The 5,669-nt window shown below is 72.4% G+C and carries 7 protein-coding genes; 5 read left to right on the top strand and 2 right to left on the bottom strand.

Going from position 1 to position 5,669, the window contains the following annotated elements:
* Together AB0F10_RS43755 and AB0F10_RS43750 are read right to left on the bottom strand one after the other, a co-directional pair.
* Positions 1 to 420 (bottom strand): ATP-binding cassette domain-containing protein (locus AB0F10_RS43755; protein WP_360640072.1); only part of this gene is annotated, 420 nt, incomplete at its 3' end.
* Positions 420 to 1,607 carry an ABC transporter substrate-binding protein gene (locus AB0F10_RS43750; protein WP_360640069.1) on the bottom strand — a complete coding sequence of 396 codons (1,188 nt, stop codon included), beginning with the start codon at positions 1,605 to 1,607 and terminating at the stop codon, positions 420 to 422. The genes AB0F10_RS43755 and AB0F10_RS43750, both read right to left, overlap by 1 nt.
* Positions 1,608 to 1,714: 107 nt before the next feature.
* Here AB0F10_RS43750 and AB0F10_RS43745 point away from each other — a divergent pair, with 107 nt between their 5' ends.
* From AB0F10_RS43745 to AB0F10_RS43725, 5 genes are all read left to right on the top strand, one after another.
* Positions 1,715 to 2,536, top strand: a complete 822-nt coding sequence (locus AB0F10_RS43745) for a PaaX family transcriptional regulator C-terminal domain-containing protein (protein WP_360640066.1) — start codon at positions 1,715 to 1,717, stop codon at positions 2,534 to 2,536.
* Positions 2,537 to 2,586: 50 nt separating this feature from the next.
* A complete protein-coding gene (locus AB0F10_RS43740) occupies positions 2,587 to 3,483 on the top strand; it encodes a polysaccharide deacetylase family protein (protein ID WP_360640063.1) in 897 nt (298 codons plus the stop codon).
* A 135-nt stretch (positions 3,484 to 3,618) separates the two neighbouring features.
* Positions 3,619 to 4,263, top strand: coding sequence for a thymidine kinase (locus tag AB0F10_RS43735; protein ID WP_360640060.1), 645 nt, complete (start codon positions 3,619 to 3,621; stop codon positions 4,261 to 4,263).
* Between the two features lie 44 nt (positions 4,264 to 4,307).
* Positions 4,308 to 5,141, top strand: coding sequence for a PIG-L family deacetylase (locus AB0F10_RS43730; protein ID WP_360640057.1), 834 nt, complete (start codon positions 4,308 to 4,310; stop codon positions 5,139 to 5,141).
* 49 nt (positions 5,142 to 5,190) lie between these two features.
* Entirely contained in the window at positions 5,191 to 5,541 is a 351-nt protein-coding gene (locus AB0F10_RS43725; RefSeq protein ID WP_360640054.1) for a sigma-70 family RNA polymerase sigma factor, read from the top strand.
* Positions 5,542 to 5,669 lie beyond the last annotated feature (128 nt).

The raw sequence follows: 5,669 nt of genomic DNA, 5'->3' as shown, positions 1-5,669 counted from the left end.
GGCCAGGCAGTCCCGGGCCCGGTCGCGGATCAGCCGTTCCTCGCGGCGGTGTGACGGCAGCCGCAGCGCCGCCGCGAGGAACCCGGCCCGGGTGGTGCCGTGCGCGCCGACCATCACGTTCTCCAGCACGGTCATGCCGGCGAAGATCCGCGCGGCCTGGAAGACCACGCCGACGCCGAGGCGGGCCCGGCGGGGCGAGGACAGCCGGTCGATGCGGGCGCCGTCCAGCCGCACCTCGCCGGCGTCCGGCGCGAGCTGGCCGCCGATCAGCGCGAACAGGGTCGACTTGCCGGCGCCGTTCGGCCCGATCACCGCGTGCAGCTCGCCCGGCCCGGCCGTCAGGTCGACGTCGCGCACGGCGTGGACGCCGCCGAAGGCCCGGGTCGCGCCGGTCACGGCCAGCGCGGCGCCGGGCCGCATCAGCGGCCGCCCAGATCGGCGAGCTTCGCCTTGGAGTATTCGGTCGGCACGAACGCACCGGCGCGCACCGTGTTGATCGAGATGTAGTCGGTGGTCAGTCCGCTGTGGTCGGTGGCGGAATACCGGTAGGTGCCGTTCGGGGTGGTGAGCGTCAGGCCCTCGAGGGCGGCGCGGACCTTCTCCCGGTCGGTGCCGCCGGCCTTCCCGATCGCGGTGGCCAGCACCTTGACCCCGCTCCAGCCGTCCTGGGCGAACTGCGGCGGCGGATAGCCGTACTTGGCGGTGAAGGCGGTGGACAGCTCCTCGATGGCGGTCTTCTGCGCGCCGGCCGGCAGGGCGTCGCCGACCACGCCGATGGAGCTGGCGATCGTGGCGCCCTCGGCGGCCTGACCGGCCGGGTCGAGGAACAGCTTGCTGGCCTGCGCGCCGGTGAGCACCAGCGGGATCTTCAGGCCGCTTGCCGCGTACTGCTTGGTGAGTGCGACGGCGGGCGCGCCCGTGGCCCAGACCATCAAGGCCTGCGCGTCCGACGCGCGCACGTGGGTGAAGACGGCACCGAACTCGGTCGCGGTGGTCTGGAACTGCTCGACCGGGCCGAGCGTCACGCCGTACTGCCCGGACTTGGCCTGCAGGCCCTTGAAGCCGGCCGCGGCGTAGCTGCTCTTGGTGTCGTAGGCGACGGCGAGCCGGGTGACCCCGGTGGCCTTGAAGTACTGCAGCGCGGCCTCGGCGTAGGTGCCCGACAGGGCGGGAACCACGAAGACGTACGGGTGGACGGGTTGCACCTGCTCGTCGGCCGGGGTGAGCGACAGGTAGGGGATCTCCTCGCGGTCCACCAGCGGGATGGTGGCGAGCGCCGAGTTGGAGAACGGCGAGCCGATGATCGCGTCGGCGTCCGCCTTGAGGTCGTTGAAGGCCAGGACGGCCTGGTCGGGCAGGCTCTTGTCGTCGCGAACGGCCAGCTCGATCCGCCGGCCGCCGATGCCGCCGGCGCCGTTGATCCGGTCGACGGCCAGCGCGACGGACTTCTGGTTCTCGGTGCCGAGCGGCGAGTAGTTGCCGGTCAGCGAGACGATCTGGCCGATGCGGATCGGATCGTCCGGGCCGCCGGACCGATCGTCGCCGCCGCAGCCGGCCGCGGCGACGACGAGCACGAGGGTGATGAGGACAGGCATGGGTCTGCGCACGGTTACCTCCTCAGCGAGGGGTTCTGCCGTTACGGGATGTTTCGTGACCGCGACCCAAGTTAGGCGAATCTTTTACGGCCGTCAATATTTTGCCTAACATTGCGCTCATGCCGTCAACGGAACCCGCCGAGCCCAACACCAGGCCGCAGACGCTGCTGCTGATGCTGCTCGGCGACCACCTGCTCGACCGGGACGTGTGCGTCTTCTCCGGCAGCGTCATCGAGGTGTGCGACCGGCTCGGCATCTCGTCGCACGCCGCCCGGTCGACCCTGACCCGGATGGCCGGCCGCGGCCTGCTGCGCCGCCGGCGGGTGGGCCGCCGCATGTACTTCGGCCTCACCGAGCGGTCGACGGCCCTGCTGCACGACGGCCGCGACCGGATCTGGGGCACCGGCGCGGTCAACGACCGCTGGGACGGCACCTGGACGCTGCTCAGCTTCTCGCTGCCCGAATCGTGGCAGCGGCAGCGGCACGACCTGCGCTCGCAACTCGCCTGGGCGGGCTTCGGGCCGGTGCAGGGCGGCCTGTGGATCGCGCCCGGAACGGTCGACGCCGACCACATCGTCAGCAACCTCGGGCTCGACGCCCACGCCCGGATCTTCCACGCCCGCGCCGGCTCGCGCACCGACATTCCCGCCATGGTCGGCGACGCGTACGACCTGCCCGCGCTCGCCGCGACCTACACCGAGTTCCTGACCCGCTGGGACGGCGCACCGCCGCCGGCCGACCCGCTCGCCGCCCGGCTCACCCTGATGGCCGAGTGGCTCAACGCCATCCGGCGCGACCCCCGGCTGCCGGTCGAGCACCTGCCGGCCCGGTGGCCGGCGGTCCGGGCCCAGACGGTGTTCCGGGAGCTCGAGGCGGCGTACGAGCGGCCGGCCCGGGCGGTCGCGGAGGCCGTGCTCGACCTGCGCCCGGACCTCGCCTGAGCCACCTCCCCCGACCGCCCGCCGTGGCCGCCTTGTGCCATATTTGCGGCATGCCGATCAATGGACGGGTCGCCGCGCTCTGCGCGGTGCTGGTGCTGGCCGCGTGCGGCGCCGAGGCCACCCCGCCCGTTCCGTCGCCGGCCAGCGCCGCCGCAACCCCGTCCACCGCGGCGTCCTCCCCCGCGGCACCTTCCCCCGCGGCGCCCTCCCCCGCGGGAACTGTCGAGTCGGCGCCCGCCCGGGTCTCCCGGCCCGGGGAGCGCCCGCCGGGGTCGTTGCCGGTGGTGCTCCAGCACGGACCCCGCGGGCCGAAACGGGTGGCGCTGACCTTCGACGCCGACATGACCGATGCCATGATCGCCCGGCTGAAGCGTGGCGAGGTCTCCTCGTACGCGAATCTGAAGCTGCTGGGACTGCTCGAAAAGGGTGAGATACCCGCGACGTTCTTCGTCACCGGCCAGTGGGCCGAGCAGTATCCGCAGGTGCTCCGCCGGATCGCCGGGAACCCGCGGTTCGAGATTGCCAACCACAGCTACGAGCACGCCGCGTTCACGGCCGGCTGCTACACCCTGCCGCAGCTGCCGGCCAAGGCGATGACGAACGACGTCGCCAAGACATTTCGGACACTGGAGCCGTTCGGCGGCCGGCAGACCCGGTACTTCCGGTTCCCGGGCCTGTGCCACGACCGGGCGGCGCTGCGGGCGCTCGCGCCGCTCGGCGTGACCGTGATCGACGGCGACGTGGTCAGCGGCGACCCGTTCGCCCGCAGCGCGGCGCCGGTGGTGCGCGCGGTGCTGTCGCAGGTGCGCCCCGGCTCGATCGTGATCATGCATCTCACCGAGGCGAACGCCCGGTACAGCGACGACGCGCTGCCGCCGATCCTGGCCGGCCTGCGCAAGCGCGGCCTGCAACCGGTCACGCTGTCGGAGCTGCTCGGCGCACCCTGACGTTGGCCGTGATCTTGGCAGGCGCGGCATCCGCTAACATCCTTGCGCCTGCCGCGCCGCGGTCTCGTGCCGTGTGCGCAGGACCCGGTTGGGCGCGCGACCTACCCGGACCGGCAGAAGAGGTGGCAAACCGCCGTGGCACAGTTGCACTACCGGCATGCGGCGATGAACAGCGGCAAGAGCACGATGGTGCTGCAATACCGATACACCTACGCCGCCTGCGGCCGCCGCGGTCTGCTGATGACCCGCCTCGACCGGGCCGGCAACGGCATCGTCTCGTCCCGCATCGGCCTCACCGCCGACGCCCTCGAGATCGGGATGACCGCCGACCTCACCGACCTCGTCCTGCTCCGGCCCGGCCCGCGCGTCGACCACGTCATCGTCGACGAGGCCCAGTTCCTGTCCCCGGACCAGGTCGACCAGCTGGCCGCGCTGGTGGACGACCACGACATCGACGTCTTCGCGTTCGGGCTGCTGTCGGACTTCCGGGGCCTCCAGTTCCCCGGCTCGGCCCGGCTGGTCGTGCTCGCCGACGTCGTGGAGGCGCTGCAGGTCTACCCGATGTGCTGGTGCGGCCAGCCGGCCCGGATGAACGCCCGGGTGCTCAACGGGGTGATGGTCCGCGACGGCGACACCGTCATGGTCGGCGACACCGAGACCGGGGTCGGCTACGTGGTGCTGTGCCGGCGCCATCACCGCGCCGGGCAGCCGTACGCCCCGGAGCCGGCGCTGCTGCACGCCGCGGCGGCGGGTGTCGGCCCGTCGCCCATGATGGACTGACCGCCGGGTCGCCGGTAATCGCGCGCGATCGTAGGGTTGCCGGCATGACTGATGGCTCCCTGACCTTGATGGCGGTCCACGCCCACCCCGACGACGAGGCGACGGGCAGCGGCGGCGTCCTGGCCCGGTACGCGGCGGAGGGGATCACCACGGTCCTCGTCACCTGCACCGACGGCCGCTGCGGTGACGGACCGGGCGGGGTCAAGCCCGGCGAACCGGGGCACGACCCGCTGGCGGTGGCCGCGCTGCGCCGGACCGAGCTCGAGGCGAGCTGCGCCACGCTGAAGGTCACGCACCTGGAGCTGCTGGACTACCCCGACTCCGGGATGATGGGCTGGCCGACCAACGACGCGCCCGGCTCCTTCTGGCGGACGCCCGTGCCCGAGGCCGCCGACCGGCTGGCCGAGCTGATCCGGCGGTACCGGCCCGACGTCATCCTCACCTACGACGAGAACGGCTTCTACGGGCACCCGGACCACATCCAGGCGCACCGGATCACCATGGCGGCGGTCGAGCTGACCGGCATCCCCGCCAAGGTCTACTGGACGACCGCGCCGCACTCGGGGATGGCCGCCTTCGGCGAGGCCCTGCGCGAGCTCGGGGCCGGCTGGGACGAGGACGAGGTCACCGAGGACGGCGACGGCGTGCGGATCGGCCTGCCCGACGAGGAGGTCAGCACCTGGGTGGACATCCGGGCCTTCGGCGGGCAGAAGTTCGACGCGCTGGCCGCGCACGCGAGCCAGGGCGAGAACCTGATGTTCCTGGGCCTGGGCAAGGAACGCTTCACCGAGCTCATGGGCGTCGAGACCTACGTACGGGTGCGGGACCGCACCGGCGCGCCGCTGCCCGAGGACGACCTGTTCGCCGGTTTGCGCTGACCCGTCAACCCTTGAGGGCGCCACCGGCGTGTGTAGGACATGACCCGGGATGCGATCACGTCGTTCGCCGCGTTCGTGGAGGAGGCGTGGGCCCGCCATCTCCCGCCGGCCACGCTGCTCAGCGGCGACCGGCACCGCGGCGAGGATCTGTTACAGGACTCCTCACCGCACCGAGATCACCGAGCCGCACGAGCAGCTGCGCCTCGCGTTGATGAGCTTGTCGCGGCAGCAACGCGCCGTGGTGGTGCTGAGGTACTACGCCGACCTCAGCGAACGGCAGGTCGCGGAGGAGCTGGGCTGCAGCCTGGGCTCCGTGAAGACGCAGAACCACCGCGCCATGACCAGGCTCCGCAAGCTGCTGCCCTCATTCGACGACTCCGTTCCTGAGGTTTCCCGATGACCATCGACGAGGACGACTTCACCATCGCGCTGTGCGACCTGGCGGATCGCGACCCGATCACGGCGCCGCCGACCGCGCAGGTGCTGCGGCGCGCACGCCGGGCCCGCCGCGGCCGGACCGCGGCCATG

It is taken from the genome of Actinoplanes sp. NPDC026623 (assembly GCF_040638275.1).
GTDB lineage: Bacteria > Actinomycetota > Actinomycetes > Mycobacteriales > Micromonosporaceae > Actinoplanes.
Note: the sequence above shows the minus strand (reverse complement) of the source record. Positions and strands in the feature narration are given on the sequence as shown.